We start from the raw sequence: 26,054 nt of genomic DNA, 5'->3' as shown, positions 1-26,054 counted from the left end.
GGGATGCTAGCTGCGGCGGCGGTTGCCCGTGGTGCGATAGACGTCGAAGACACCGTCGATGCGCCGGACGGCACTGAGCACGTGGCTCAGGTACTTTGGATCGCCCATCTCGAACGCGAACTTGGAGATCGCCACCCGGTCGGTGGAGGTGTGCACGCTAGCGGCCAGGATGTTGACGTGGTTCTCCGAGAGGATCCGGGTGACGTCGGAGAGCAGGGACTTGCGGTCCAGGGCCTCCACCTGGATTTCCACCAGGAAGACGCTGGACTGGGTCGGCGCCCACTCCACCTCGACGATCCGGTCCGGCTGGTCCATCAGGCCGGACACGTTGGTGCAGTCGGTCCGGTGCACGGAGACGCCGGAACCGCGTGTGACGAAGCCCAGGATCGGGTCCGGCGGCACCGGGGTGCAGCAGCGTGCCAGTTTCACCCAGACGTCATCGACGCCGCGGACCACGACGCCGGAGTCCGAGTACCGCGTCTTGGTGACCTGCGTGGGGATCGAGATTTCGGTGAGGTCGTCCTCGGGAGTTTCGTTCCCTCCGAGGCTCTCGACGAGCCGCTCCATCACGGACTGGGCCGAGGTGTGGCCGTCGCCCACGCCCGCGTAGAGCCCGGAGATGTCCGCGTACTTGAAGTCCTCGGCAATCGCGGCGAGGGCGTCGTGCGTCATCAGGCGCTGCAGCGGAAGGTTCTGCTTGCGCATTGCCTTGGTGAGCAGTTCCTTGCCGCGGTCGATCGCCTCTTCGCGGCGTTCCTTGCTGAACCACTGCCGGATCTTGTTCCGCGCACGGGCACTCTTGACGAAGTGCTGCCAGTCCTGGCTGGGGCCGGCGCCTTCGGCCTTGGAGGTGAAGATCTCCACCCAGTCGCCGTGGTTGAGTTCGCTGTTGAGCGGCACGAGTTTGCCGTTGACGCGCGCGCCGATGGTCCGGTGCCCGACTTCGGTGTGGACCGCGTACGCAAAGTCCACCGGCGTCGAACCGGCCGGGAGGGCCATGACCTCGCCCTTGGGCGTGAACACGAACACTTCGCGGGCGTTGATCTCGAAGCGCAGCGAATCGAGGAACTCGCCGGGGTCGGAGGTTTCCTGCTGCCAGTCCACGAGCGACCGCAGCCAGCCCATGTCCCCGTCGCGCGGGCTCCCCGGACCGGCCGCCGTGCGGTTGGGCTGGTCCTTGTACTTCCAGTGCGCGGCGACGCCGTATTCGGCGCGGCGGTGCATCTCGTGGGTCCTGATCTGGATTTCCACCGGCTTGCCGCCCGGGCCGATCACCGTGGTGTGCAGCGACTGGTACATGTTGAACTTCGGCATCGCGATGTAGTCCTTGAACCGGCCCGGGAGCGGGTTCCAGCGCGAGTGCATGGCACCGAGGGCTGCATAACAGTCGCGCACCGAGTCGACGAGAACCCGGACACCCATCAGGTCGTTGATGTCGTCGAAGTCCTTATCACGGACGATCATCTTCTGGTAGATCGAGTAATAGTGCTTGGGCCGGCCGGTGATCGTGGCCTTGATCTTGGCCGCCCGCAGATCCTCGGTGATCTGGTTGCGGATGACGGCGAGGTTCTTCTCCCGCTCTGGGGTGCGGTCCCCCACCATCCGCACGATTTCCTCGTAGACCTTCGGGTACAGCGCAGCGAAGGAGAGGTCCTCGAGTTCCCACTTGATCGTGTTCATGCCGAGCCGGTGGGCCAGCGGCGCAAAGATCTCCAGGGTTTCGCGGGCTTTGCGGGCCGAGGACTCGGCCGAGACAAAACGCCAGGTGCGGGCGTTGTGCAGCCGGTCCGCAAGCTTGATCATGAGCACGCGGATGTCCTTGGCCATGGCCACGACCATCTTGCGCACGGTCTCGGACTGGGCGGCCTCGCCGAAGCTGACCTTGTCCAGCTTGGTCACGCCGTCGACCAGCATGGCGACCTCCGGACCGAACTCTCCCTTGAGATCATCCAGGGTGTACGAGGTGTCCTCGACGGTGTCGTGCAGCAGCGCGGCGGCCAGCGTCGTCCCGCTCAATCCCAGCTCGGCCAGGATCGTCGCCACGGCCACCGGGTGCGTGATGTACGGGTCGCCGCTCTTGCGCTTTTGTCCGCGGTGGCATCGTTCCGCCACGACGAAGGCGCGCTGGATCAGTTCGAAGTCGTCCTTGGGGTTGTTGGCGCGCACGGTGCGCAGCAACGGCTCGAGAATCGGCGAGTACGACGGCGTTCCGCGGCCGGTCAGGCGCGCCAGCCGGGAGCGGGTGCGTTCGCGGCGTCCGGGGAAGGTGGGCCGGGTTCCGGAGTTGTCGACGGGCACGGCCGTGTCCGGGCGTCCGGCAGCGACCACGCCAGTCTGGGGCCCCTGGCCGGTAACCTTATCCGCCGGGGCTGCAGGCACCGGCGTCGAACGTTCTTCCAATGAAGCACCTCTCACAACCCGTTAATTATTCAAGTCTATTCCCGCAGCAGGACACTTCGATAACCGGGACCAACGGCCACGGGCCGGAGAACGTCGCGGGGACGTTCTCCGGCCCGTCGGGCGGTCTTCTGCGGGCCTGCCGGCTAGGCCGTGGCCGGTGCCGCCTTGGCGGCATTCTCGGTGCGGCGCTGCTGCACGCGCTTGGCCTGCTTGATCAGGTCCGGCTCCCCCTGGCGCAGCCAGGCGTACAGCGGGGCGGCGACGAAGATGGTCGCCGCGGTGCCGATCAGGATGCCTACGAACAGCGCCAGCGAGAGATCCCGAAGGGTGCCCGCGCCCAGCAGTCCGGCCCCGATGAAGAGGATCGCGCCGACCGGGAGGATGGCGACCATCATGGTGTTGATGGAACGCACCAGCGTCTGGTTGACGGCGAGGTTCACTTCTTCGGCGAACGTGCGCCTGGTGGATGCCTGCAGGTCCGAGGTGTTTTCACGGATCTTGTCGAACACCACCACGGTGTCGTAGAGCGAGTAGCTGAGCACCGTGAGGAAGCCGATGATGGCCGAGGGGGTGACCTCGAAGTCGCTCAGCGAATACACCCCGGCCGTGACGAACATCGTTACCGCCATGCCGGCGAGGGCGGACAGGGACATTTTCCAGGTCCGGAAGTACAGCGCCATCAGGACTGCGGCAAGTCCCACGAAGATGGCGAGGCCGAGCAGCGCCTGCTTGGTCACGTCAGCGCCCCAGGTGGGCCCCACGAACGTCGAAGTGACCTCGTTGTCGGTCACGCCATAGGCCTTGGTGAGGCCTTCCTTGACCTTGATCACCTCGTCGTCGCTGAGCTTGTCCGTCTGGATGCGCATGGTGTTGCCGGCGACGTTGGCGACGCGCGGCAGGCTCCCGGAGACGACTTCCTGGACGGCCTTCTCGCCGAGGGCGGCGTCGCGGTCCTTGACGTTGGAGACCGTGAACTCCGAGCCGCCGCGGAATTCGATGCCCAGGTTGAAGCCGCCCTTGGCGATCGGCAGCAGGATGGAAAGCGCGACGGCGGCCGCGGCGATCAGGAACCATATCTTCTTGGAACCGACAAAGTCGTACGAGCGCTTGCCCGTGTAAAGCTCGTTACCGAAAGTGGCGAAGCTGGCCATTTACTTGCCCTCCTTGGACGCGCTCTTGGAGGAACCAGCAAGCTGTTCCTGCTTTTCCGCGAGGCGTCGTTCTGCAATGGTCATCCGGCGTTCGGCCTCGGCCGCGGCACCGGTGTTCTTGGCGCGCGGGGCCGCAACCGGCCGGTCCTCCGGCGTGCGGATGCGTCCGGCTCCCCGGTACAGGGGCACGGCGCCGAGCCGCTTCGGGTCAAGGCCCGAGAACTTGTGGCCTTCGCCGAAGAACTTGGTGCGGGCCAGGACCTGCAGGGTCGGATGGGTGAACATGAAGACCACGATCAGGTCGGCGATTGCGGTCAGGCCCAGGGTGAAGGCGAAGCCGCGGACGTTGCCCACCGCCACGAAGTAGAGCACGAGGGCTGCCAGCAGGTTGACGGCCTTGGACGCCAGCACGGTCCGTTTGGCCCGCTTCCAGCCGTTTTCCACGGCCGAGACCAGGCCGCGGCCTTCGCGCAGCTCATCACGGATGCGTTCGAAGTAGACGATGAACGAGTCCGCCGTCTGGCCGATTGCCACGATGATGCCGGCCACACCGGCGAGCGAGAGGCGGTAGTTCTCGGTCCAGCCGAGGATTGCGATGGCCAGGTAGGTCAGCGCACCGGCGACGACGAGCGAGGCGACGGTGACAAAGCCGAGCGCCCGGTACTGGAACAGCGAGTAGACCACAACCAGCAGCAGGCCGATCAAACCGGCCAGCATGCCCATCCGCAGCTGCTCACCGCCGAGGGTGGCGGAGATCTGCTGGTCGCTCTGGATCTCGAAGCTGATCGGCAGGGCGCCGAAGCGCAGCTGGTCGGAGAGGGCCTTGGCTGACTGCTCGGTGAAACCGCCGGTGATCTGCGGGCGGCCATCGGTAATGACGGCCTGGGCCCGCGGGGCGGAAATGACCTGGTCGTCCAGGACGATGGCAAACTGCGCCTTCGGGTCCGAACCGGTCTCGCCGCCGGCAGCGACGTAGAACTTGTTCAGCCGCTCGGTGACCGTCTTGAACTTGGCGGTGCCCTCGTCGTTGAACTGGATGTCGACGGCCCACTGGTTGGTCACCGCGCCCTGCGCGCCGCGCTGCAGCTGGAAGGAAGAGGTCGTGATGTCCGAGCCCTTTACCTCAACCGGCCCGAGGATGTACTTGATTGCGGGCCTGCCGTCGGAGGCGGGTTCGCAGGTAACCAGCGGCTTGGCCGGATCGGAGCGTTCCTGCTTGTCCTGGGACGGGTTGTCGCAGTCGAGCGCCTCAAACTTCTTGTAGACGTCCGCGGTGACCCAGTTCTCGTCGCTGCTGTTCTTGGGCGCGGCGGTCGGCTTGGGCAGCTTGTTCGCGGGGGTCCGGGACGCGACCGGGACGGCTGCGCCGGCGCCGGCCTGGATGACCGGGCGGAAGTTCATGTCGGCCGACGCCTGGATCAGCGCACGGGTCTCCTTCGACGGAGTGCCCGGAAGGCTGACGACGACGTTGCGGCCGGACTGCGTGCTGATTTCAGCTTCCGCGACGCCGGAGCCGTCCACACGCTGGCGGATGATCGCCACGGCCTGGTTGAGCTGTTCTTCGTTGATGTCCGAACCGCCCTCCACCTTGGGCGCCAGGATCATCTGGGTGCCGCCTTCAAGGTCCAGTGCCAGCTTGGGAGCCCAGCTCGCCTGCCCGGCCATGGTGCCGCCCGCCAGGACGGCAGTCAAGACGGCGAGAATTACGCCAAGCCAGACCAGCACCCTGAGGGCTGAGTTTTTGGGGCCAGTTCGTGCCATTGTCGATCTTTCTATTGTTTACGGAGGAACCGCCGGTGCGGCCTGTCAGGCCTGCACCGGCGGATGCCCGCGCACCGTAGCTTCGCGGGATAGCTCAGGAGGCAGACTAGCTGTCTTTCTTGCCTTCGTCGTTCAGGCGGCGCAGGGTTTCGTCCGGCGTTTCGTGGCGGGGCGCCTCACCGGCGGTGGCGGCGCCGTCGATGGTGGCATCGGTCTTCCCGAGGGTCAGCGAGGAGGCATCGTCGGGAACAACCGTCGGTTCCTCGGCGGCAACAACCGGCTCAACGATCTTGGTGACGGCCTGGCGGTGCACGGTGGCGGTGTTGCCCGGGGAGAGCTCCAAAACAACCTTGTTCTCGGCTTCGTCGATCTCAACGATGCGGCCGAACAGCCCGAAGCTGGTCATGACGTCAACGCCGGTGCCGAACTTCGACTGGAGCTCTGCCTGCTGCTGCTGCGTCTTCTTGTTGCGGCGGAACATCATGAAGACGAACACGCCGAGCATGACGAACAGGAGAATAGTCATTGGATCCAAGGGGAAAGTTCCGTTCTGTACTTGCAAGCTGGTTTCACAGCAACGTCCGTTCCGTTCCGGGGCCGCCTGGTGTGGGCCCTGGCAGTAGACCTGGCAGAAAATCATGCCCGGCCGGCAGCGGCTAGCGGTAGCCGCACACGGAAACAATGGCCCGAACGTGCCGAGCGTCATACCAGTCTAAAGGGAAAAGGTCACTAGCGAGTGCTATTGACTATTACGGATCCATTCCGGATCGACTTCGCCCTCGGCATCCACGCCGAAGCCGGCCGGTCCACTATCGGGGGTGCCGGCCTGGAACAGGTCCAGCGGGTCCTGCCCGAAGGCGCCGGCGGGCACCGCAAAACCCAGGTGGGTCCACGCCGGGGCCAGGGCAATCCGACCGCGCGGTGTCCGGCCCAGCAGACCCTCCCGGACCAGATATGGTTCGGCGACGGTTTCCACCGTTTCGGTTTCCTCGCCGACGGCGATCGCCAGGGTGGACAGGCCCACCGGTCCGCCGCCGAATTTGGTGATCAGCGCCTCCAGGACGGCACGGTCCAGGCGGTCCAGGCCGCGTTTGTCCACTTCGTACATGTCGAGGGCAGCGGACGCCGTCCGGGCGTCGATTTGATCCACGCCGTGCACCAGGGCCCAGTCCCGGACGCGGCGGAGCAGGCGGTTGGCAATTCGGGGCGTGCCCCGGGACCGGCCGGCGATCTCGCTGAACCCGGCCGAATTCACCTTCAGGTCCAGCAGGCCGGCGGAGCGCCGCAGCACCAGTTCGAGCTCCTCGACGGAGTAGAACTCGAGGTGGCCGGTGAAACCGAACCGGTCCCGCAGCGGCCCCGGCAGCAGCCCGGCGCGGGTGGTGGCGCCGACCAGGGTGAAGGGCGGGAGCTCGAGCGGGATGGCGGTGGCCCCGGCGCCCTTGCCGACGACGATGTCGACGCGGAAGTCCTCCATGGCCATGTAGAGCATCTCCTCGGCCGGGCGGGACATCCGGTGGATCTCGTCGAGGAAGAGGACTTCGCCCTCGGACAGCGAGGAGAGGATGGCGGCCAGGTCTCCGGCGTGCTGGATGGCAGGACCGCTGCTGATCCGCAGCGGGGCGTTCATCTCGGCGGCGATGATCATGGACAGCGTGGTCTTGCCCAGGCCGGGCGGCCCGGACAGCAGCACGTGGTCGGCGCTGCGGCCGCGCATCCGGGAGGCCTCCAGGACGAGGGAGAGTTGTTTGCGGACCCGGTGCTGGCCCACGAAGTCGTGCAGGTTCTTGGGCCGGAGGGCGGCCTCGATCGCGCGCTCCTCGGGTTCCTCGCCCCCGGCGACGAGCGACGGCTCAGCCACGGGCGCCTACCCTGTTGCCGGCGCGGGCGCCGTCCTGGCCCAGCCAGCGCAGCGTGGCGCGGAGGATTTCCGCGACGTTGCCCTTCTCGGCGAGCTCCGGGGAATCGGCCAGCGACTTGTCGATGCTGGCGGTGGCGTCCTTCTCGGACCAGCCCAGGCTCGTCATCGCGGCAACCACCTGCGGCTTCCACACGGCTTCGGCGGACACGGCCGGAGCGGAGCCTCCGGGCGTGCCGTGCGGGACCAGCTTGCCGGCCAGTTCCAGCACGATCCGGCCGGCGACCTTGGGGCCGATTCCGGGAACCTTGGTGAAGGCCTTGCCGTCACCGGAATGCGCGGCGACCCGGATCGCCTCGGGCTCATGGACGGCCAGGACGGCCAGGGCCAGGCGCGGGCCGACGCCGCTGACGCTGAGCAGCACGTCGAATACCTCACGTTCGTCGTCGCTGGAGAAGCCGAAAAGGGTCAGCGAGTCTTCGCGCACGATCAGGGAAGTAAAGAGCCTGCCCTCGTCCCCGACGCGGAGCTTGCTGAGGGTCTGCGGCGTCGCGTTGACGCTCATGCCGGCGCCGTTGAGGTCGATCACTGCCGAGGACAGGCCAACGTGCGCTACGGTTCCGCGGAGAAAACTGATCAAGGCCTGGCTCCTGGGTCTACGGCTGGGTTGGCAGCCGGCTATCCGAACATATCTACGAATACCCTAGCAAGCGCCCCGGACATTCAGCGCGCGCGGCGCGCCTTGGCCTCCGCGTTGGCCCAGGCGCGCTGGGCCGGGGTAAGGGACTGGCTTCCCGGCCCTGTGGTGGCCACCGCGGCACCACTGCCGGCCCGCCACGCGTGTGTGATGGCCAGTGCCAGCGCATCGGCGGCATCGGCTGGCCGCGGCGGGGCATCCAGCCGCAGGATCTTGGTGACGAGCTTGGTGACAGCGTCCTTGTTGGACGTTCCACTGCCGGTCACGGCGGCCTTGACCTCCGAGGGCGTATGCAACGCCACCGGGATGCCGCGGCGCGCGGCGGCCGCGATCACGACGCCGGAGGCCTGTGCCACACCCATGACCGTGCTGACGTTGAGCTGGGAGAAGACACGTTCGACGGCGAGGACCTGCGGCTCATACTTGTCCAGCCAGTCGTCGATCGAGGTGGCGATGACAAGCAGCCGCTGGTCCAGGCTCTCCTCCGGGGAGGTGCCGACGACGCCGAACGCCACCATCGTGGCGCGGCGGTTTTTCTCGACGTCCACGACGCCGATGCCGCAGCGGGTGAGGCCCGGATCGACGCCGAGGACGCGAAGGGTCACTCGGCTTCCAGTGCGGCCTGCACTTCGTCGCTGAGGTCTGCGTTGCTGTAGACGTTCTGCACGTCGTCGAGCTCTTCCAGGGCATCCACGAGCTTCATGAACTTCTTGGCGGCGTCGAGGTCCAGCGGCACCTGCATGGAGGGCACGAACTCGGCCTCATCGGTGTCGTAGTCGATTCCGGCTTCCTTGAGCGCATCGCGGATGGCCTGCAGGTCAGTCGGTTCGGAGTGGATCTCGAAGCTGTCGCCGTTGTCCTTGACTTCCTCGGCGCCGGCGTCGAGGACGGCCATCAGCACGTCGTCCTCGCTCAGGCCGTTCTTGGGCAGCGAGACGACGCCCTTGCGGGAGAACAGGTAGCTGACCGAACCGGGATCGGCGATCGTGCCGCCGTTGCGGGAGATGGCGAGCCGGACCTCGGAGGCTGCGCGGTTCTTGTTGTCCGTAAGGCACTCGATCAGCAGGGCCGAACCCTGCGGTCCGCGGCATTCGTACATGATTTCGGTGTAGTCCACGACCTCGCCGGTGAGGCCGGCGCCGCGCTTGATGGCGCGGTCGATGTTGTCAGCGGGGACCGAGGTCTTCTTGGCCTTGGTGACGGCGAGTTCCAGGCTCGGGTTGCCGGCGAGGTCGGGTCCGCCCATGCGCGCGGCAACTTCGATGTTCTTGATCAGCTTGGCGAACGACTTGGCCCGGCGGCTGTCCAGGATGGCCTTCTTGTGCTTGGTCGTCGCCCATTTGGAGTGGCCTGACATGCTTTACGCTTCTCCTCTGATCATTCGAATAAACAATTCGTGCACGCGCTTCTCCCCCGTGACTTCCGGGTGGAAGGAGGTGGCCAGCAGCTTGCCGGAACGCACTGCAACAATTCTAGCCGTCCCGTCGAGGGATTCCGGGTGGCCGGCCTTGGACGGTTCCACCTGGGCCAGGACCTCAACGCCCGCGCCGACGCGCTCCACCCAGGGTCCGCGGATGAACACGGCGTGCACCGGGGCCACGCCGGATTCATCGGCGCTGAACTCCAGCCCCTTGAACTCAAGGTCGGTCTCGAACGATTCCCGCTGCCGGCCGAAGGCGTTGCGGCGGACCGAGATGTCCAGGCCGCCGAAGGTCTGCTGGGGGTTGCCGGAAAGGTCCAGGGCCGGGTCTGCGATGTCCGCCGCCAGCAGGATCATGCCGGCGCAGGAACCATAGACCGGCAGGCCGGCCTGAATGCGTTCGCGCAGCGGATCCCGCAGTTCGAACATCCGGGCGAGCTTGTCGATGGTCGTCGATTCCCCGCCGGGAATGATGAGGCCGTCAAGGCCGTCCAGCTCGGCGGGGCGGCGGACGCCGATGCCCGTGGCGCCGGCTGCCTCCACGGCGTGCAGGTGTTCACGGAAGTCGCCCTGGAGCGCCAGGACGCCGATCCGGAGGCCTGATCCCGCGCCGGAACCAGGCAAAGAAAGGGGGGTGGTCATGGTGCCAGCATAATGCGCCGCGCTCCCCGGGGCCGCACCGGAGCGCGCCCCCGGACCGGGTTCCATGCCGCCGCTGGGATATATTACAAAGCATGCTCTACTTCAGCGTTCCGCTCGGCAAGCTCGTCCGCCGGGTCTCCCGGCTCCGGGGCGGAGGCTCAGCCCTCCCCGGCCTGGTGGTCGAAAAAATCGACCCCGGCTTCATGCAACGGACGCTCTCCACGCTGCCGCTGGGCGTCGCCGTCGTCAGCGGCACGAACGGCAAGACCACCACCACCAAGATGGTCGTGGAACTGCTGGAGAGCCAGGGCCTGAAGGTCTTCACCAACCGCACCGGCAGCAACTTCACCCGGGGCGTGGCCGCGGCGCTGCTCGGCGAGGTGGACTGGCGCGGCCGGCTCGACGCCGACGTCGCCGTCCTGGAACTCGACGAGGCCCACGCCGTGCACTTCGTCAACAAGGTCCCGCCGCGCTACTGCCTGCTGCTGAATGTCCTGCGCGACCAGCTGGACCGCTTCGGCGAGATCGACAAGACTGCCGAGCTGCTGCAGCACATCGCCGCCAAGACCTCAGGGACCGTCGTCCTGAACCGCGAGGACCCACGCGTGGCCCGCATCGCCGACACGCTCAACGGCCCGGCGGCCGGCGGTCCCGAGGTCCGCTACTTCGGCCTCGATGATTCGCTGCTCAGCACGTTCCCCAACGACGACGAAATGCGTGCCACGCCGGGCAGCCCGGTGCCTCCGGCCCCCGCCAAGCCGGGTGCCGACGTCGTCCTCCGCCGGGTGGGCGCGGACGACGCCGACTTCGAGTACGACGGCGCGACGGTCAGCACCGGGATGAAGCTCCGCGGCGTCTACAACATCTTCAACGCTGCGGCTGCCCTGACCCTGGCGCGGGCCATCACTGGCGCCCGCGGCACGGGCACCGACCACGCCGGCCTGCTGACGGCGCTTTCCAACGTTGCCCCTGCCTTCGGACGCGGCGAAAGCCTCGTCGTCGACGGACTGCCGCTGGAACTGGTCCTGGTCAAGAACCCCAGCGGCTTCCGCCTCGGCCTGAAGTCCTTCCCGGCCGCCGGCTACGCCACGATGATCGCCATCAATGACAACTACGCGGACGGCCGGGACATGTCCTGGCTGTGGGACGTCGAATTCGACACCCTGCGCGACGGCGGCGTGGACCAGCTCTCCGGCTCGCGCGCCTACGACATGGCGCTCCGGCTGCAATACGACGACGTGGCGATCGGCGCCGTCGACACGGACATCGCCGCCGCCCTTGCCGCCTTCATCCGCGGCTCCAAGGACAAGCCGAAGCGGATTTTCTGCACCTACACGGCCATGCTGGCCATCCGCCGCGAGCTGTCCAAAATCACCACAGTGGAGGTGGTCTCATGACCCCTGCGTCCCCCGAAACCCCGAACGGGCTCTCCTTCGGGCACGAACTGCCCCCCGAGGACACCCCGGCCCCCAGCAAGGGCAGCATCCGCGTGCTGCAGCTCTATCCACGGGACATGAACATCTACGGCGACTGGGGCAACGCCCTGGTCCTGGCCCAACGCCTGCGCTGGCACGGGTACACCCCGGAACTGCTCGAGTACAACGTCGGGGACGAGTTCCCCGCAGGCGTCGACCTGATCGTGGGCGGCGGCGGCCAGGACAGCGGCCAGCTGGTGATCCAGGATGACCTGCTCTCCCGCGAGACCGTCCTGAAGGAACTCGCCGAGGCCGGCACGCCGATGCTGGTGATCTGCGGGCTGTACCAGCTGTTCGGGAAGTTCTTCAAGACCAGGACCGGCTCCGTCATCCCGGGCATCGGCATCCTGGACGTCGAGACGCACGGCACGGACGAACGGCTGATCGGCAACGTCTCGGTGGCCTCCCCCGAATTCGGCACCGTGCTGGGCTACGAAAACCACAGCGGCCAGACCACGCTGGGCCCGGGCGTCGCGCCGCTGGGAACCACGGCCAAGGGCACCGGCAACAACAGCAGCGACGGCCAGGAAGGCGCCCGCTACCGCAACATCGTCGCCAGCTACCTGCACGGCTCGCTGCTGCCCAAGAACCCCGCGCTGGCAGACTTCCTGATCAAAACCGCCGTCGAGCGCAAGTACGGCAGCTTCTCACCGGGCACCCCGGATGACTCGTACGCCGTCCTGGCCCGCGATCACGCGGCCCGCCGGCCCCGCTGACGCGCGCCGCATGATCAAGGTTGCCCGCGACAACCCGGCGCGCCCGGACGTCCGGCGCCTCCTGGAAGAACACCTCGCGGACATGTATGCGACCTCACCGGCCGAGAGCGTGCACGCCCTGGACCCGGACGCGCTGGCCGGTCCGGAGATCGCCTTCTGGACCGCGCGCGACGGCGGCGGCGCGCTGCTTGGCTGCGGAGCGCTGAAGGACGTCGGCGCGGGCGAGGGCGAGATCAAGTCGATGCGGACAGCGCTCCACGCCCGCGGCCGTGGCATCGCCGCACTCCTCCTGGCCCGGATCCTCGACGAGGCACGGAACCGCGGCTACGGCCGGGTGTGCCTGGAAACAGGGTCGGAGGACTTCTTCGCACCGGCACGGCGGCTCTATGAACGGCACGGATTTGTCCTTTGCCAGCCGTTCGCCGATTACCTGCCCGACCCCAACAGCGTCTTTATGGCCTGCAACCTGTCGGGTTCGCTGACGAACTGAGAAGCGCCGGACGCCGCGGTCAGTTGCCCGCCACCCGGAGGATCTCCAGCCCCTCCGACTCCCCCGGCTCCTCGAAGATTGCCGCCAGGTGCCGGACCCCGGAGTCCTCCAACGCATGGGAACCCGGTTCTTCCGCCAGGGTCCGCCGGCGGACACGCTCAAGGGCGGTGTCCAAGGGCGTCTGGAGATAATGCAGCACGACGTCGAACCCGGCCGCGGTCGCCTTCCCATGCCACAGCGCCCGCCGGGCGCGGCTCCACTGGTTCCAGTCGAGGACCACATCCGTCCCGGCGCGCAGGACCTGCGCAGCCGTGTCCCAGATGAGCAGTTTGCAGCTCTCTGCGCGGCCGCCGTACTCCTCGGCCGCGTAGTGCAAGCCCGGATACAGCCGCAGCATCCAGTCGTCGAGGCTGAACCGCACGGCCGGCAAGGTTGCCTCAAGTTCCCGGGCCAGCGTCGTTTTGCCCGCACCGTTGAGCCCGCAGAGCAAATGGACCGCGGGCGCCGCCGTCGTCGTCATCCTCCGGCTCCGCTGTTCCTGAGCAGCGCCGCGAGCTCGGCCGGCCGGGTAGCCGGCCACCAGTGGCCGCTGTCCACCCTCACCACGCGCAGGTCATCCACCCACGCCTCAAGCCCCTCCACCAGGTACGGGGACAGGAAGGGGTCCCGCAACGGGACCACCACCTGCACCGGCATCGCCACCCGCGCGGGTGCAGGCCAGTTCCGGGCGGACCGGAAGATGCTGCGGTACAGGGCCAGCCCGCGGACCGGGTCGTTGCCGACGCTGCGCTTGGCGCCCCGCTCGTAGCGCCCGGTCAGGAACAGCCGCCAGGCAGCCTCCGGCAGCACCGGGACCAGGAACGCCGCGATGTACCAGCTGCGCAGCAACTGCCCGGCCGCTTGCCGCCAGGACCGGGGGTCCCGGAGCCGTGAGCGCACCCAGCGCGAGAAGTGGCGCAGGTCCGGGCCGGAGATGCTCGTGTAGCGGCGGATCACACCGGCGGCACGCGGATCCTGCACCGCTGCCCAGCCCTGGATCGACCCCCAGTCGTGGCCAACCAGATGCACCCCGGCGGCTCCGACGGCGTCGAGCACGGCAAAAAGATCGTCCACCAGCGTGGCCAGGCTGAAGTCGCCGGGGCTCCCGACGACGACGGAGGCGCCCGCATTGCGGGTGTCGTACGCGACCACGTGGTGCGTTGCGGCAAGCTCCCGGATGACGGGCAGGAACACCCGGTGGTCATCGGGATACCCGTGCACCAGCAGCAACGTCGGAACGTCCGGACCCGGCTGCCGGCCGTATTCGACGACGGCCAGCTCGGCACCGTGCGCGCCGACAGTCCGCCGTCGTTCGCTCAGTGTGTCCAGGGCTACCGCTCCTTCGTGATCAGCAGTTCATGGGCGCCTGCCGCGGCAGCGCCCATCGATTCCACCACGGTTCGGGTCCGGAGCCGGGTGGCCGCGTCCGCGGCGGCACCGGCGCAGGGACCCTGCGGGGCGTCGGAGGCGACCGAACACCAGCGGTAAGGCCCGCGCACAATGACCGAGGGCGCCCAGGCCAGGTCCGAGGCGGACCACTTGCCCGCGGCGTCCTGGCTGAACTGCGCCCGCACCAGCAGCCCCTCGTTGTTCACCACGTACCAGGGCGAGAGTTCGGTGACGCCGTTGCCCAGCCCGTACACGATCCAGGTCCCCTTGTAGCGCTCAATCGGGAGCACCGAGTGGGTGTGGTGGCCGTAGATCATGGTGAACTGGCCGCTGTCCACCAGCGCGTGGGCCACGGTGCGCTGCTGCTCGTTCGGCACGTTGGCGTACTCGTCCCCGGCATGCATGACGCCCAGCACGATGTCCGCCCCGAGTGCCCTCGCCTTGCGGGCCTTGGCGATCATCGCGGCGGGATCGAGCATGTCCACCTGCCAGGCGTGCTCCGGGGTCTGCCCGTTCAAACCGTAGGCGCCCTCGATCACGGCCACCGTGGCGGCGGCGGTATTCAGGATCATCACGCCGCGGGAGTCGGCTTGGCTGCGGTAGGAGCCGGTGTGCTGCAGTCCGGCCGCGTCGAGGGCGTCGAGGGTGCGGACCAGGCCCGCGGTGCCCTGGTCGATGGTGTGGTTGCTGGCGGTGGTGCACGCCTGGTAGCCCACCTGCTGGGCGGCGGTGATGATCTGCGGCGGCACGTTGAACGACGGGTAGGCGGAGAACGGCCCGGTGGGTCCGGAGACCGGCGTTTCCTGATGGCAGACCGCGAGGTCGCTCTTTTCGATGTACTTGCGCTGGCCCGCCAGCAGCGGTTCGAAGTCCAGGCCCTTGGCACCGGTAGCGAGGGCGTCGGCACGGGCCTGCTCCCAGAGCTGGGCGTGGACCAGCATGTCCCCGGTGACCAGGACAGTGGTGCAGCGGATGGCGGCGCAGGCCGGCCCCTTCCCCGGCGTCGGCGTCGGGGTGGGTGTCGGCGTCGCGTCCGGCGTGGATCCCGGGGTTCCAGAGGCAGTGGTCCCGGCAGTACTGGCGGCAGCCGCCGAGGACGGTCCCGCGCTGGAGTCCGGGCGGGCGACGAGGCCGCAGGACGCCAGGGAGACCGCCAGGAGAGCCGCGGCGGACCCGGCCAGCAGCCGTCCGCGCAGCGTGGGGGTGATGATTCGCATTTTGTCATCGTACGGTGGCCCGGGTCACAACACGCCTAGCGGTCCATTGAGAACCGGCGCTGTGCATGAAAGAGTTATTTCATGACCAATCCCCTCCTGAGCCCCAGCACCCTGCCCTACGGACTGCCGCCATTCGCGGACATCGAGGTCCAGCACTACTCCGAGGCCGTCGAGGCCGGCCTCGCCGAACACTTGGCCGAGATCCAGGCCATCGTGGCGGACCCGGAGCCTGCGACCTTCGAGAACACGGCGCTGGCGATGGAACGCTCCGGACAGCTGCTGCAGCGTGCCGCGGCGTCGTTCTTCACGCTGGTGTCCGCGGACGCCTCGGAGGCCATCCGGGAGCTCGAGACCCGCCTCTCCCCCAGCTTCTCGGCCCACCAGGACGCGGTGTACCTGAACCGGGGGCTGTTCGAGCGCTTCGCCGCCATCAACACCGACCGGCTGGACGCGGAATCAAACCGGCTCGTGGAGGAATACCTCAAAGAGTTCCGCCAGACCGGCATCCAGCTCGACGCGGCCGGCCAGGAACGGCTCAAGGCCATCAACGCCGAGCTGTCCACCCTCGGGACCGAGTTCGGCCAACGGGTCAAGGAGGGCATGAAGTCCGCCTCGTTGCTGCTGGACGACGCCGCCGAGCTCGCCGGTCTCCCGGCGGACGACGTCGCCAGCGCCGCCGAAGCCGCGCGCACCGCGGGGCACGAGGGGAAATTCCTGCTCACCCTGATCCAGCCCAGCAACCAGCCCGCGCTGGCCGCCCTGGAGAACCGGGAGGTGCGGCGCCGGCTTTTCGAGGCGTCGGTTGGCCGTGGCAGCGGTGGTGGCGACCTCGATGTGCTGGACCTGGTCAAGGACATGGTCCGGCTCCGCGCGGAGAAGGCCGGCCTCCTTGGCTTCGCCAACTTTGCCGAGCTCAGTGTGGACCAGCAGACCGCCCCCGATTTCGAGGCCGTGCAGGCCATGATGAACCGGCTCGCCCCGGCCGCCGTCCGGAACGCCGACGCCGAGGCGGAGGCGCTGGCGGAGGTCGCCGGCCACCCCCTTGAGGCCTGGGACTGGGCCTACTACTCGGCGCAGGTGAAGCGTGAACGGTACTCGGTGGACGAGCAGGCCCTGCGGCCGTACTTCGAGCTGGACCGGGTGCTCCGGGATGGAGTTTTCTTCGCCGCCACCGCCCTGTACGGCATCACCTTCCACGAACGCACCGACCTTGAGGGCTATCACCCCGATGTCCGGGTCTGGGAGGTAAAGAACTCCGACGGCACCGACCTCGGCCTGTTCCTGGGCGACTATTACACCCGGGATTCGAAGCGCGGCGGGGCCTGGATGAACTCCCTCGTGGAGCAATCCGGACTGCTGAACACCCGGCCCGTGGTGATCAACAACCTCAACATTTCCAAGCCGCCGGCCGGCGAGCCGACTCTGCTGACCCTGGACGAGCTGCGGACCACCTTCCACGAGTTCGGCCACGCCCTGCATGGGCTGTTCTCCTCGGTCACCTACCCGAGGTTCGCCGGCGCCTCGGTGCCGCGTGACTTCGTCGAGTACCCCTCGCAGGTCAATGAAATGTGGATCATGTGGCCGGAGGTGCTCGCCAACTACGCCCGGCACCACGCCACCGGCGAGCCGCTGCCGCAGGAAGCGGTGGACAAGCTCAACGAAGCCGCCCTCTGGGGCGAGGGCTTCGGCACCACCGAGTACCTTGGCGCCGCGCTGCTGGACCTCGCCTGGCACGTGCTCGACGGTACCGAGATCCCCGAGGACGCGCTGGAGTTCGAGGCCAAGGCCCTGGCCGCCGCCGGCGTCGCGCACAGCCTGATCCCGCCGCGCTACCGCACCGGCTACTTCCAGCACATCTTTGCCGGCGGCTGGTACGCCGCGGGGTACTACTCCTACATCTGGAGCGAGGTGCTCGACGCCGAGACGGTCGAATGGTTCAAGGAAAACGGCGGCCTGACCCGGGCGAACGGTGACTTCTTCCGGGCCGAGCTGCTCTCCCGGGGCAACAGCCGCGACCCGCTGGAATCCTTCCGCTCCTTCCGGGGCCGGGAAGCCCGGCTCGAACCGCTGCTCAAGCGCCGCGGCCTCGACTGACCCCCAGAACACAAACGACGGCGGCGGGTCACCTCAGAAAGGTGACCCGCCGCCGTCGTTCAATCAGAAGCGCAAGGCGCGGGGCGGTGTGATCCGGCAACGCGCGTAAAAGGGCCCCCGCCGCCGTCGTCGATCAAAAATCAGGCGACAGACGCGCCTAACTCTCTTGGCTTAATAAGAGAGACTGCAGAGGCTCCATGGACGAGGCGCCTTGGCGCCGAGTCTGTGGAGAAGCAGTCGAACGCTACCAGCCGCGCTCGGCGAGCCGGTGCGGCTGGGGGATTTCGTCGACGTTGATGCCGACCATCGCCTCGCCCAGGCCGCGGGAGGCCTTGGCGATGACGTCCGGGTCGTCGAAGAAGGTGGTGGCCTTCACGACGGCGGCGGCGCGCTGGGCCGGGTTGCCGGACTTGAAGATGCCGGAGCCGACGAAGACGCCGTCGGCGCCGAGCTGCATCATCATGGCGGCGTCGGCCGGGGTGGCGATGCCGCCGGCGGTGAACAGCACCACCGGAAGCTTGCCGGTCGCGGCAACTTCCTTGACCAGGTCGTACGGGGCCTGCAGCTCCTTGGCGGCGACGTAGAGCTCGTCCTCGGGCAGGGCGGCGAGCTTGAGGATCTCGGCGCGGATCTGGCGCATGTGGGTGGTGGCGTTGGAGACATCTCCGGTGCCGGCCTCGCCCTTGGAACGGATCATGGCCGCGCCCTCGTTGATGCGGCGCAGCGCTTCGCCGAGGTTCGTGGCACCACAGACGAACGGAACGGTGAAGTTCCACTTGTCGATGTGGTTGGTGTAGTCGGCCGGGGTCAGGACCTCGGACTCGTCGATGTAGTCCACGCCGAGCGACTGCAGGACCTGGGCTTCGACGAAGTGGCCGATCCGGGCCTTCGCCATAACCGGCACGGAGACGGCGTCGATGATCTTGTCGATCATGTCCGGATCGCTCATCCGGGACACGCCGCCCTGCGCGCGGATGTCGGCGGGAACGCGTTCCAGCGCCATCACGGCCACGGCACCGGCGTCCTCGGCGATGCGGGCCTGCTCGACGTTGACGACGTCCATGATGACGCCGCCCTTGAGCATCTCCGCCATGCCGCGCTTGACGCGGCTGCTGCCCGTAACGTTCTTGGCGGACGCGCCGGCTTCGCTGCTTACATCAGGTGTAGACACAAAAACCCCTATGGGTAGATAGATGACCTCGCCGGGGCGCGGACGGCACGCAGATGACAATCTCGCATACACCGGCTCGCACACACCGGATTACCGGGAACCATTGGCCGGTAAGCCTAATACTAGTCCCCCGCCGCGGCGGGGTTGAATTCCGATTACGGGCTCAGGCGGCCTGTTCCGTGGCGCTTCCCGTATTTTCCTCCAGCGACTGGCGGTGCACGGAGGCGATGCGCTGCACGACCGTCACGAAACTGGCCAGGGCGAGCAGGCAGAGGGTGGCAAACAGGACCACGGTGGGGAGGCCTATCCCGGTGAAGCCGGTGACCACCAGGACCGACACCAGCCGTTCGGCCCGCTCCGCGATGCCCACGTTCGCGTGGTAGCCGAGCGCCTCGGCCTTGGCCCGCGCGTAGGACACCACCATGCCCAGTACGAGGCAGACGACGGCGGCGATGGCGATGGGGATATCGGCGCCGCCGGTGAAAAACCAGATGGCGACGCCGGCGAAGAGGGCGCCGTCGGCGACCCGGTCCAGGGTGGAGTCCAGGAAGTTGCCCCAGCGTCCGCCGCGTTCCTGCATCCGGGCCATGATGCCGTCGATGACATCGGAGAAAATAAACGCCGTGATGAACAGCGTTCCCCACCAGAGCTGGCCCAGCGGATAGAACACGAGCGCTCCGACGACGACGCCGGCGGTGCCGATGATCGTGACGGCGTCGGGCGAGACACCCACCCGCAGCAGCCAGCGGGCCAGCGGCGAGAACAGCGCGGTGAAGAAACCGCGGGCGTGCTTATTCAGCATCCGACGTCCCGGAGGGCCGCTGCCCCGTAGGGCCGGCCTGGTCGCTGCCCTCGTCATTGGCCTGGTCATTGGCCTGGGGCCAGGCCTCGGCGACCTGCTGTCGGACCTCGCCCAGGGTTTGGGTGATCGCCTTGGTCTGCGCGATGATCGGGAAGAAATTGCCGTCCCCGCCCCAGCGCGGCACCACATGCTGGTGCAGGTGGCCCGCGATGCCGGCCCCGCCGGTCACGCCCTGGTTCATCCCTAAGTTGAAGCCGGTGGGGTTCGCGACCTTGCGCAGCACCCGCATCGCCGTCTGGGTCAGCTCGGCGAACTCCGCGGTCTCCTCGACAGTCAGGTCCGTGTAATCGGGGATATGCCGGTAGGGGCAGACCAGGAGGTGGCCCGGGTTATAGGGGAAGAGGTTGAGCACGACGTAGCAGGACCGGCCGCGGAACACGATGAGGGAGTCGTCGTCCTCGCGCTCGGGAGCGACGCAGAAGGGGCAGTCATCCGGGTTCTTGAACTGGTGCTGGCCGCCCTTGATGTACGCCATGCGGTGCGGAGTCCACAGGCGCTGGAAGGCGTCCGGCACCCCGGCCAGGCCAAAGTCGTCGGTTACGCCGTCGTCACCCGGGTAGCCCGGGACAGCGCCTGTGGTCTCCTGCACGTGCTGCTCCCCTAGCTGGTCCGGTTGCGGACGGCGTCGACGATCCGCCGGACGGCCTCGGCAACGGGCACGCCGTTGTCCTGGCTGCCGTCGCGGAAGCGGAAGGACACGGCGCCGGCCTCGGCGTCGTCCCCGCCGGCGATCAGCACGAACGGGATCTTGTCCTTGCTGGCGGTGCGGATCTTCTTCGGGAAACGGTCCGAGGAGATGTCCACCTCGGCGCGGATCCCGGCGGCCTTGAGCTGGTCGACGACGTCGAACATGTAGTCGTTGAACGCCTCGGCCACGGGGATGCCGACCACCTGCACCGGGGCCAGCCAGGCCGGGAAGGCGCCGGCGTAGTGCTCGGTCAGGACGCCCATGAAGCGTTCAATCGAGCCGAAAAGGGCGCGGTGGATCATGACCGGGCGCTGGCGGGTGCCGTCCGCGGCCTGGAACTCGAGTTCGAAACGCTCCGGCAGGTTGAAGTCCAGCTGGATGGTGGACATCTGCCAGGTCCGGCCGATGGCGTCGCGGGCCTGCACCGAGATCTTCGGGCCGTAGAAGGCGGCTCCGCCCGGATCAGGGACCAGTTCCAGTCCGGACTCCTGCGCCACCTCGGCGAGGGTCTGGGTGGCTTCCTCCCAGACCTCGTCCGAACCCACGGACTTCTCCGGGTCCTTGGTGGAGAGTTCCAGGTAGAAGTCCTCCAGGCCGTAGTCCTTGAGCAGGCCGAGGACGAAGTTGAGCGTCTTGGTGAGCTCGTCCTTCATCTGCTCGCGGGTGCAGTAGATGTGGGCGTCGTCCTGGGTCATGCCCCGGACGCGGGTGAGGCCGTGCACGACGCCGGACTTCTCGTAGCGGTACACCGAGCCGAATTCGAAGAGCCGGAGCGGAAGTTCGCGGTAGGAGCGTCCGCGGGAGCGGAAGATGAGGTTGTGCATCGGGCAGTTCATCGGCTTCAGGTAGTAGTCCTGGCCGGGCTTGCGCACGGTGCCGTCCTCGTTCAGTTCCGCGTCGATGTGCATCGGGGGGAACATGCCCTCGCGGTACCAGTCCAGGTGTCCGGAGACCTCGTAGAGGTGGCCCTTGGTGATGTGCGGGGTGTAGACGAACTCGTAGCCCGCGTCGACGTGGCGCTGGCGGGAGTAGTCCTCCATAGCCTTGCGGATGATGCCGCCCTTGGGGTGGAACACCGGCAGGCCGGAGCCCAGCTCGTCCGGGAAGGAGAACAGGTCCAGTTCGGCGCCGAGCTTGCGGTGGTCGCGGCGCTCGGCCTCGGCGATCCGCTCCTGGTAGGCCTTGAGGGCTTCCTTGGTGGGCCAGGCGGTGCCGTAGATGCGCTGCAGCTGCTTGTTCTTCTCGCTGCCGCGCCAGTAGGCGGCCGACGAGCGGGTCAAGGCGAAGGCGTTGGAGATCAGCTTGGTGTTGGGCAGGTGCGGGCCGCGGCACAGGTCGCACCAGACGGTGGTGCCTTCCTTGCGCTCCACGTTGTCGTAGATGCTCAGCTCGCCGCCGCCAACCTCCACGCTGGAGCCGTCGGCGTCCGAGCCGGCGCCCTTGAGGCCGATCAGTTCCAGCTTGTAGGGCTCGTCCTTCATGGCTTCGCGGGCCTCGTCCTCGGAGACGACGCGGCGGACGAACTTCTGGTTCTGGTTGATGATCTTTTGCATCATCTTTTCCAGCTGGCGCAGGTCTTCCGGGGTGAACGGCTCCTCGACGTCGAAATCGAAGTAGAAGCCGTCGGTGATGTACGGGCCGATGCCGAGCTTGGCGTCGGGGCGCAACTGCTGCACGGCCTGGGCCATGACGTGGGCGGTGGAGTGGCGCAGGACGTTGAGGCCGTCCGGGGAATCGATGGTGACGCCTTCAATCGCTGCACCCTCGGGCAGCGGCTGGTCCAGGTCTTTCAGCTCGCCGTTGACGCGGGCCACAACGACGTCGCGGCGCTCAAAAAAGAGTTCCGCGCCGGTGGTCCCGGTAGTCACCTTGGTCTCTTCGCCGTCGACGATAAGGGTGATCTGCTGGGCATCTGACACGGGTGTCTCCTATTCAAAGTTAAGGCTTCGTAGCTTGTGGCGTACGGGGACCACAGCCAGCCTCGTCCATGCTATCGGGTTCCGGATAGGCCAACCAACGCGGCAGGCCGCCGGCCGACAGGCGTTTTGCCGCCGCTTAGCCGGAGAACCCGGTGATGGCCAGGGTCCGGCGGATCCCGTCCAGCGGGCCCTGGACCGGGTGCTCAGGACGGCCCTGCGCGGGGGCGGCAGCTCCGCCGGCGCCAGGCTCGGCAGCAGCCGTCCGGTTGGCGGCGGGCGCCGGGAAGGGCAGCGTCTCGGTCCGACTGAGGTCCCAGGCCATCGAGGCGCTGACGCTGATGCCCCGCGGCCCGGTCCGCCGGGTGGTACCGCGGATCAACAGCAGCCGGGTGCCGAACAGCAGCGGACCGGACTGTTCCTGGGCCTCATGGAAGAAGACCGAGTCCACGCAGCCGGTGCCGTCATCGATGCTGATGAACACCACCCGCCTGCCGCCGCGCATCGGCGGGGTCTGGGTGGCCACCCGCACCCCGGCCACCAGCACCTCGGTACCGTTGCGCAGTCCCAGCAGCTTGTCCGCCGTCGTAACGCCCAGCCGGTCCAGCAAGGGGCGGTGGCTGTCCATCAGGTGTCCGCTGACATCCAGGGCCAACAGGTCCAGTTCGGCGCGCACTGTTTCCACCAGCGTAGGGGCCGGCAGGCCGCCCTTCAGGTTTTTGAGCTCGACGTCGCCCAGCGGCAAGGCCAACTGCCCCTCGATGACCTCGACCCCCTTGCGCTGCGGCCTGCCCTGCAGCTGCTGCAGGTGCTGGACCAGGTCGGCCCGGTTGGCGGTGCTGCCGGAGGAGCGGTGCAGCGAGTCGAAGGCGCCCAGTTGCGCCAGGCGCTGGATGCTCGGCTTGCTGAGCCGGGTGCGGGCACGCAGATCCGCGAGGGAATCATAGGGCTGGCCGGCCACAATCCGTTTCAGCTCGGCCCCGGAAAGCCCGAAAATGCCGTTCAGGCTCAGCCGGATGCCGAGCTTGCCCCGGTTCGGGCCGGTGTCCACCCGTTCCACCCGGTATTCGGCGTGGCTGCGGTTGATGTCCAGCGGCAGGATGGGGATCCCCAGCCGCCGGGCTTCGGCCACCAGCAGCCGCTTGGGGTACATCCCCGGGTCGTGTTCCCAGAGCCCGGCCAGGAAGGCTTCGGGGTGGTGGGTCTTGAGCCAGGCGGACTGGTAGGTGGGCACGGCGAAGGCGGCGCCGTGGGCCTTGCAGAAGCCGAAGCTGCCAAAGGCTTTCAGCGTCCCCCAGACCTTGTCCACCACCTCGGGGGTGTAGTTCCGGGCCCGGGCTTCGCGGCGGAAGAATTCCTCCACCCGTCCCTCGAGCACCTCGTTGCCGAGGGCCCGCCGGAATTCATCGGCCCGGGCCAGCCCGCAGCCGGTCATGACGTCGAAGGTTTTGAGGATCTGCTCATGGAAGACGGTGACGCCGTGCGTCTCCTGCAGCACCGGCTTGAGGTCCGGGTGCGGGTAGACCTCCGGCGCGAAGCCGTGCCGGTGTTCCAGGAAGGGCCGGACCATGTCCGACTTCATCGGCCCCGGCCGGAACAGCGAGATGTCGATGATGAGGTCGTTGAATTCCCGGGGCGCCAGCTTGCCGATGAGTTCCCGCTGGCCCGGGGATTCGATCTGGAAGCAGCCCAGGGTGTGGGTGCTGCGGATCAGCTCATAGGTGGGTTCGTCGTCGAGCGGGACGGCGTTGAGGTCGATGCGGCCGTCGGCTGCGATGTAGCCCGGGCCGGAGCCGTCCGGGCCTGCGGGGTGGCGGCCGGCCGCCACCACCTCGGCCTTGGACGGGTGCAGCCGGATCACCTCCCGGACCGCGAACGCCATGGCACTCTGCATCCGGACGCCAAGGACATCGAGCTTGAGCATGCCCATCGGATCCATGTCGTGCTTGTCGAACTGGCTCATCGGCAGGCCCAGGCCGCTGGGCTGCACGGGGGTGCGGTCCAGCAGTGTCGCATCGCCCAGGATGACCCCGCAGGGATGCATCGAGATGTGCCGCGGCAGCCGGTCCAGCCGTTCGGTCAGGTCCACCAACAGGTCCAGCTGCTGGTTTTCGGTGAAGTCCCGCTGCTCCACCCGGCCGGCGAATTCCTTCAGCTCCGGCTTCTCCACCAGGGCCTCACGGAAGTTCCGGGCCGAAAACCGCCACAGCTGTTTGGCGATCTCGTCGATGTCGCCGCCGTCCATGCCGAGGGCCAGGCCGGCGTCGCGGACGGCCCCGCGGGCGCGGTAGCCGTTCTGCATGCTCATCAGCGTGACGCGTTCGGAGCCGAAGCGCTCAAAGATCCTCCGGTAGACGTTGTGCCGTTCGGCGCTTTCGACGTCGATGTCGATGTCCGGCAGGGTGGCGCGGTCCCGGGACAAGAATCGTTCAAAGATGAGGTCGTGCTGCAGCGGGTTGACCTGGCTGACATCGATCAGGAAGTTGACCAGGCTGGAGGCGCCCGAGCCGCGGGCTGCCGCCCGGACCCCCATGTCCAGGATCATCCGGGACACTTCGGCCACCGTCAGGAAATAGGAGGCAAAACCAAGACTGTCGATGATCCGCAGTTCGTGCTCCAGCCGGGCGCGCATTTCTTCGGCTGGCTTGCCGGCGATCCCGGGGAAGCGCCGGCTGATGCCGGCCTCGCAGCGCTGCGTGAGTTCCACGAGCGGGTCCCCCGCAATTCCGATCACCGAGGCCTCCGGGACCACGGGCTGCTTCCATCCCATGTCCGTGACCGGATCCATCCGGCAGCGGTCCGCGAGCGCCTCGGTGTGTGCCAGCAGGCTCTTGAGGTCCGCGGCGCCGTAGCCGGCGGCGTGCATGATTTCCTGGCCCAGCCGCAGCATCTGCGCGGAGGATTTCAGCCAGGCCTGCCCGTTGGGTTGCAGCTGCGGCGCGGCGGAGAGCTCGGGAAGGGATTTCAGTGTCCGGGCGGAGTCCAGCACGTCCGCCGTCGCGGCACCGTCCTCGGCACAGTAGCGCACGGCGTTGCTCAGCACCGCGGGGACTGCGTGTTCCGCGGCGAGCTTGAGCATTCGCACCGCGTGGGCCGTGCTCAGCGGCTCGCCGGGCGGGCTGAGCTGCGAGACGACCTCAGCGGCGAGAGTTCCCGCCGGCATGGCGTCCAGCCAGCGCTTGAAGAGCGTGCGGGGCCGGAGGTAGCGCCGGCCGCCCATCGCGCGGCCGACGTCGGAGTCCGGGCCGATCAGCACGGTCAGCACCGGTTCGAGGGTCTGCGGGTCGAGGGCACGGGAGGCCAGTTCCGCCCTGGTCACGGCGACGGGCACCGTTCCTCCGGCCTTGCCCGTGGTGCGGGCGTGGGCGTCGGAGACCAGCCGGCACAGCGCCCGGTAGCCGGCGCCGCGGTTGTGCCCGTGCGCCAGTACGACGACGCGGCCGCCGAGCTGGGTTCGGAGGTCGCCGTCGTCGTCGAAGACTGCCAGGTCCACCCCCACGACTGGGTCAAGCCCTGCCGCCATGCAGGCTTTCAGGTGCTTGACCGTGCCGTAAAGCCCGTCACGGTCCGTGCAGGCGAGCGCCGTGGCCCCGTCCGCGGCGGCGGCAGCAGCCAGTTCCTCCGGCCAGGACACCCCGTAATGGGCGCTGAAGGCGGTGGCAACGTGCAGGTGGGTGAAGCTCATGCCGACTCGGGCTTCCTGATAGTGCGCAGGGCATCGTGGATCCGCAGCAGCCGCCAGCGACCGCTGCCCAGATGACGGCTCAGGTCCAGGGTGAGGGTGTCCTCCGGGTTACCGGCGTCCCGGACCTGGATCCGCCAGATCTCGTGGTCCACCAGTCCCGGGCCGCTGCCCAGCGGAGCCCGCTGCTCCTCGGCCCACCACTGCCGCCGCTCAAACCAGCGGACCGGTTCGGCGCAGACGTCGTAGTGCCGGCCGCCCCAGGCAAGGGACAGCGGCTGGCCGGACGGGGTGCACGCGACGTCCACCGACTCGCTGAACATCCCCATGGTGCCTCCCGGAATACGCTGACCTCTGGCAAGAATCTTGAGAGGGTATTCGAATAT

22 protein-coding genes are annotated in these 26,054 nt (G+C 67.9%); 4 read left to right on the top strand and 18 right to left on the bottom strand.

The window, feature by feature from the left end:
* Positions 1-6 precede the first annotated feature (6 nt).
* The 9 genes from AC1DBD_RS05545 to pdxT all read right to left on the bottom strand — a co-directional run bounded on the left by AC1DBD_RS05545 (position 7) and on the right by pdxT (position 9,929).
* A complete protein-coding gene (locus AC1DBD_RS05545) occupies positions 7-2,400 on the bottom strand; it encodes a RelA/SpoT family protein (RefSeq protein ID WP_476981600.1) in 2,394 nt (797 codons plus the stop codon).
* Positions 2,401-2,543: 143 nt separating this feature from the next.
* The gene (gene secF / locus AC1DBD_RS05540; protein ID WP_476892460.1) at positions 2,544-3,551 is read right to left on the bottom strand and encodes a protein translocase subunit SecF; all 1,008 of its coding nucleotides are present in this window, start codon (positions 3,549-3,551) and stop codon (positions 2,544-2,546) included.
* Positions 3,552-5,312 carry a protein translocase subunit SecD gene (secD, locus tag AC1DBD_RS05535; protein ID WP_441417693.1) on the bottom strand — a complete coding sequence of 587 codons (1,761 nt, stop codon included), beginning with the start codon at positions 5,310-5,312 and terminating at the stop codon, positions 3,552-3,554.
* Between the two features lie 106 nt (positions 5,313-5,418).
* Positions 5,419-5,838, bottom strand: a complete 420-nt coding sequence (gene yajC, locus AC1DBD_RS05530; protein WP_476981599.1) for a preprotein translocase subunit YajC — start codon at positions 5,836-5,838, stop codon at positions 5,419-5,421.
* 213 nt (positions 5,839-6,051) lie between these two features.
* On the bottom strand, positions 6,052-7,173 hold the full coding sequence (gene ruvB, locus AC1DBD_RS05525; RefSeq protein WP_441417691.1) for a Holliday junction branch migration DNA helicase RuvB: 1,122 nt from the start codon (positions 7,171-7,173) through the stop codon (positions 6,052-6,054).
* Positions 7,166-7,810, bottom strand: a complete 645-nt coding sequence (gene ruvA, locus AC1DBD_RS05520) for a Holliday junction branch migration protein RuvA (protein WP_441417690.1) — start codon at positions 7,808-7,810, stop codon at positions 7,166-7,168. Before ruvA ends, ruvB begins: the two co-directional genes overlap by 8 nt.
* Before the next feature lie 83 nt (positions 7,811-7,893).
* Positions 7,894-8,472, bottom strand: coding sequence for a crossover junction endodeoxyribonuclease RuvC (ruvC, locus tag AC1DBD_RS05515; RefSeq protein WP_441417689.1), 579 nt, complete (start codon positions 8,470-8,472; stop codon positions 7,894-7,896).
* Positions 8,469-9,224, bottom strand: a complete 756-nt coding sequence (locus AC1DBD_RS05510; protein ID WP_441417688.1) for a YebC/PmpR family DNA-binding transcriptional regulator — start codon at positions 9,222-9,224, stop codon at positions 8,469-8,471. The genes ruvC and AC1DBD_RS05510 overlap by 4 nt, the downstream gene beginning before the upstream one ends.
* Positions 9,225-9,227: 3 nt before the next feature.
* Entirely contained in the window at positions 9,228-9,929 is a 702-nt protein-coding gene (gene pdxT, locus AC1DBD_RS05505) for a pyridoxal 5'-phosphate synthase glutaminase subunit PdxT (protein WP_441417687.1), read from the bottom strand.
* Positions 9,930-10,021: 92 nt separating this feature from the next.
* Here pdxT and AC1DBD_RS05500 point away from each other — a divergent pair, with 92 nt between their 5' ends.
* The 3 genes from AC1DBD_RS05500 to AC1DBD_RS05490 are packed head-to-tail and all read left to right on the top strand — an operon-like array spanning position 10,022 to position 12,610.
* Positions 10,022-11,326, top strand: a complete 1,305-nt coding sequence (locus tag AC1DBD_RS05500) for a Mur ligase family protein (RefSeq protein WP_441417686.1) — start codon at positions 10,022-10,024, stop codon at positions 11,324-11,326.
* Complete coding sequence (locus AC1DBD_RS05495) at positions 11,323-12,120, top strand: type 1 glutamine amidotransferase (protein ID WP_476908778.1); 798 nt, start codon at positions 11,323-11,325, stop codon at positions 12,118-12,120. Before AC1DBD_RS05500 ends, AC1DBD_RS05495 begins: the two co-directional genes overlap by 4 nt.
* Positions 12,121-12,130: 10 nt before the next feature.
* Positions 12,131-12,610 (top strand): GNAT family N-acetyltransferase, encoded by a 480-nt coding sequence (locus AC1DBD_RS05490; protein ID WP_476908777.1) that lies wholly within the window; start codon positions 12,131-12,133, stop codon positions 12,608-12,610.
* A gap of 19 nt (positions 12,611-12,629) precedes the next feature.
* Here AC1DBD_RS05490 and AC1DBD_RS05485 read toward each other — a convergent pair whose 3' ends face one another.
* From AC1DBD_RS05485 to AC1DBD_RS05475, 3 genes are read right to left on the bottom strand one after another with little or no spacing between them, the layout of a single operon-like run.
* On the bottom strand, positions 12,630-13,130 hold the full coding sequence (locus AC1DBD_RS05485) for a P-loop nucleotide/nucleoside kinase family protein (protein ID WP_476908776.1): 501 nt from the start codon (positions 13,128-13,130) through the stop codon (positions 12,630-12,632).
* Positions 13,127-13,927, bottom strand: a complete 801-nt coding sequence (locus tag AC1DBD_RS05480) for an alpha/beta fold hydrolase (protein ID WP_476981654.1) — start codon at positions 13,925-13,927, stop codon at positions 13,127-13,129. Before AC1DBD_RS05480 ends, AC1DBD_RS05485 begins: the two co-directional genes overlap by 4 nt.
* Positions 13,928-13,980: 53 nt before the next feature.
* The gene (locus AC1DBD_RS05475; RefSeq protein WP_476981598.1) at positions 13,981-15,255 is read right to left on the bottom strand and encodes a CapA family protein; all 1,275 of its coding nucleotides are present in this window, start codon (positions 15,253-15,255) and stop codon (positions 13,981-13,983) included.
* Between the two features lie 81 nt (positions 15,256-15,336).
* Here AC1DBD_RS05475 and AC1DBD_RS05470 point away from each other — a divergent pair, with 81 nt between their 5' ends.
* Positions 15,337-17,349: a M3 family metallopeptidase gene (locus AC1DBD_RS05470; RefSeq protein ID WP_476981597.1), complete on the top strand. Its 2,013-nt coding sequence runs from the start codon at positions 15,337-15,339 to the stop codon at positions 17,347-17,349.
* A gap of 244 nt (positions 17,350-17,593) precedes the next feature.
* Here the strand turns inward: AC1DBD_RS05470 and pdxS are convergent, their stop codons facing one another.
* The 6 genes from pdxS to AC1DBD_RS05440 all read right to left on the bottom strand — a co-directional run bounded on the left by pdxS (position 17,594) and on the right by AC1DBD_RS05440 (position 25,997).
* Positions 17,594-18,520: a pyridoxal 5'-phosphate synthase lyase subunit PdxS gene (pdxS, locus tag AC1DBD_RS05465; protein WP_441417680.1), complete on the bottom strand. Its 927-nt coding sequence runs from the start codon at positions 18,518-18,520 to the stop codon at positions 17,594-17,596.
* A gap of 163 nt (positions 18,521-18,683) precedes the next feature.
* Positions 18,684-19,322: a phosphatidylinositol phosphate synthase gene (pgsA, locus tag AC1DBD_RS05460; protein ID WP_441417679.1), complete on the bottom strand. Its 639-nt coding sequence runs from the start codon at positions 19,320-19,322 to the stop codon at positions 18,684-18,686.
* A complete protein-coding gene (locus AC1DBD_RS05455; RefSeq protein ID WP_476892449.1) occupies positions 19,312-19,971 on the bottom strand; it encodes an HIT family protein in 660 nt (219 codons plus the stop codon). Before AC1DBD_RS05455 ends, pgsA begins: the two co-directional genes overlap by 11 nt.
* An 11-nt stretch (positions 19,972-19,982) precedes the next feature.
* Positions 19,983-21,989 (bottom strand): threonine--tRNA ligase, encoded by a 2,007-nt coding sequence (gene thrS, locus AC1DBD_RS05450; RefSeq protein WP_441417677.1) that lies wholly within the window; start codon positions 21,987-21,989, stop codon positions 19,983-19,985.
* A 136-nt stretch (positions 21,990-22,125) separates the two neighbouring features.
* The gene (locus AC1DBD_RS05445) at positions 22,126-25,671 is read right to left on the bottom strand and encodes a DNA polymerase III subunit alpha (protein ID WP_476981596.1); all 3,546 of its coding nucleotides are present in this window, start codon (positions 25,669-25,671) and stop codon (positions 22,126-22,128) included.
* Entirely contained in the window at positions 25,668-25,997 is a 330-nt protein-coding gene (locus AC1DBD_RS05440; protein WP_476892446.1) for a DUF6504 family protein, read from the bottom strand. The genes AC1DBD_RS05445 and AC1DBD_RS05440 overlap by 4 nt, the downstream gene beginning before the upstream one ends.
* Between the last annotated feature and the right edge of the window lie 57 nt (positions 25,998-26,054).

It is taken from the genome of Arthrobacter sp. 10T419, from assembly GCF_056394105.1.
The sequence above is the reverse complement of the archived record's forward strand: the minus strand, read 5'-3'. Positions and strand labels throughout refer to the sequence as shown.